Below are 2,511 nucleotides of genomic sequence, written 5' to 3' on the forward strand. Positions count from 1 at the left end.
CCCCGGCCGGGGCGCCGCTGACGCTGAGGTTGACGCTCTGCGCCGACCCGGCCGTGACCGCCGTGGCGATGGCCGCCGAGGTGGACGAACCGGCCGTCACCGTCGCGGAGTTCGGGTTCACCGCCACCGAGAAGTCGTTGGTCACCGTCGACCCGCTGGTGAACGGGGCGAACACATGGGTGAAGTCCCAGGTGTTCTGGGCGATGCCGGAGCAGGAGTCGTCCCCGCCCTTGCCCACGCAGCCGCCGTTGTCGCGCTGGAGCGCCCAGAAGGACAGCGTGTTGATGCCCTTGGACACCGCCCAGTTGTACACGGTGGTGGCGTTGGCCACGGTGAAGGTCTCGGCCGCGCCGTAGTCGTCGATGCCGGGCATCTCGGTGATCCCGATCGAACCCCACAGCTGCGCCGGGGACTTGCCCGGGTAGAGCCCGGCGAGCTGGTTGTACAGGCCCTGCGCCGAGGTCTGGGTGTCGGCCGCCATGTCGTGGGTGGCGCCGTCGTAGTAGTCGAAGGTCATCATGTTGACGACGTCGACCCGTGCCTTGTTGCTGACCGCGTTCCGCAGCACCGCGAGGCCGCTGTCGGCCAGCCCGCTGGTGGTGGTCGGCAGGGTGTAGGAGAACTGGACGTTGCGCCCGTTGGCGGCGGCCCAGTCCTGCACGACCTTGATCGCCTTGTTGCGGCGGTCGATCCCGGCGCTGTTGGTCAGCGAGTTGTCCTCGATGTCGAGGTCGATCCGGCTGATGTCGTACGTGGTGATCAGGTTCTCGTACGCGGTCGCGATCTGGTTGACGTCGGTGCAGCTGTCGGCCAGCTCGGTGCCGGTGTTGTCGGCGGTGTAGCCGCCGAAGGAGGGGATCACGTCCCCGCCGTTGGCACGGATGGTGGCGATGTCGGCGCCGAAGGTCGCGGTGGAGACCGGCTTCGAGGTGTCGCCGTTCCAGTAGGGGGTGCAGGACCCCTTGGTGGCGGCCTGGAGGAAGGCCATCGTCAGGTACTTGGCACCGGACTGGGCGGCCAGGGTGGCGGGGCTCTGACCGGTCCAGGACTCGAAGTAGGGCGCGAAGACCCGGTTGGGGATCGGGGTGGCGGCCTGGGCGGAGCCCGTCCCGGCGGCGACCAGGCCGGCCGAGGCGGCCAGCGTGGCGCAGGCCGTCAACGCGGCCTGGAGGGTTCTGCGAAGACGCATGGATTTTCTCCAACAGACGTGGTGGGGCAGGACGTTGGGGAGGAGCGGGGCCGGGTCGCCGAGGGCCGTGTGGGGTCGGCCGCGCGGGCGCCCGGTCCGGGGCGGGCGATGCGGACACGTCCGGTGCGGACACCTTCGGCGCGGGCGCATGTGCTGCGGACACGGGGGCGTGCGGAGCCCGCCGACTCGTGCGGAGGCGGGCAGGCGGTGCGAACGTGCACACGCCGTACGGAGCGGGGGTGGAGCGGAGCAGGGCAGGGCGGTGCCTCAGCCGCCGGTGGTCACACCCCCACAGTGCATCCCGGTCGGATCGACACGCCTATGTTTGGACTAGACCACTGGTCTGTCAAGAGACCTAACAGTTCGTCAACCGACGGCCCCGGCAGGTCAAGGGGGCGGATGCCCGCACGGACGCCGATGGCCGCGCACCCGGCAGGCGGGGCGCGGCCACGGCTGCCCGGAGCTCAGGACACCGGGCGGTTCAGGGGTGCGGCGGACGGCGTCAGCGCGGCGGCGGGCAGAGGGTGGCGCGCAGCGCGTCGTCGATCTTCGCGGCGGTGTCCGGCCCGAAGTCCTGGGCGTGTCCGGGCAGGCTGAAGTTCTGCTTGGCCAGCTCGGCCAACTTCGCCTTGTCCTTGGGGTACTGGTACATCGCCTGACACTGCTTGCGGGCCTGCTCCGCCACCTGGTCGGGCTTGCCGCCGACGATCGCCGGGTCGATGGTGTTCAGCGCGGCGACGATCTTGCCGGCGAGGTCGGCGTCCGGCTCGGCGGGCAGCCCCGCGCCGGTGGGCGGGGCGGGCTTGGCCGGGGCCGAGCCGTCCGTGCCGGGCGCGGACGTCCCGGACGGCGCCGAGGCGGCGGGGGCGGGCAGCGAGGCGCTCGGCTCGGCGGCGGTGGCGCCGGGCGGGGTGGTCGCGGCGACGGTGGGGGAGCCGGCCGCGGCGGTGGCCTTGTCCGAGCTGGAGCCCGAGCCGGAGCCTGATCCCGAGCTGGAGCAGGCAGCGAGGCTCACCGCGGCGAGTGCCGTGAGGGAGGCGGCGAGGAGACGAGTGCGCATGGCGCCACACTGTCATGTTCGCGGCGCGAAAGGGAAGGTCCCCTCGGCGGGCGGCGGGCGGCGGGCGAACGGCGGACGGCGGGCGAACGGCGGACGGCGGCCCGGAGGGAGTCGCCCCGGGCCGCCGTCCGCCGTCCGCTGTCTGCCTTCCGACGGCTGCCGGCTGTCGGTGGATGCTCCTATAGACGTCAAGCGGCTGGAGCAAGGTCGGTTCGCGTGGTGTGTTCGGCTGGTGCGCCGGTGAGCGCGCGGTAGACCTCGC

The 2,511-nt window shown here is 72.3% G+C and carries 2 protein-coding genes; both read right to left on the reverse strand.

The window, feature by feature from the left end:
- Positions 1-1,189, reverse strand: a 1,189-nt coding sequence (locus AB0O91_RS18390; protein ID WP_363433897.1) for a chitinase, incomplete at its 3' end; no start/stop codon positions are given.
- A 502-nt stretch (positions 1,190-1,691) separates the two neighbouring features.
- Complete coding sequence (locus AB0O91_RS18395) at positions 1,692-2,249, reverse strand: hypothetical protein (protein ID WP_363433899.1); 558 nt, start codon at positions 2,247-2,249, stop codon at positions 1,692-1,694.
- Positions 2,250-2,511: the final 262 nt, after the last annotated feature.

It is taken from the genome of Kitasatospora sp. NPDC089797 (assembly GCF_040684795.1).
Classification (GTDB): Bacteria; Actinomycetota; Actinomycetes; order Streptomycetales; family Streptomycetaceae; genus Kitasatospora.

Bases quoted from the DNA above. Each gene is read 5' to 3' on its own strand.
- AB0O91_RS18395 (WP_363433899.1), bottom strand. From the start codon at position 2,249: ATGCGCACTCGTCTCCTCGCCGCCTCCCTCACGGCACTCGCCGCGGTG.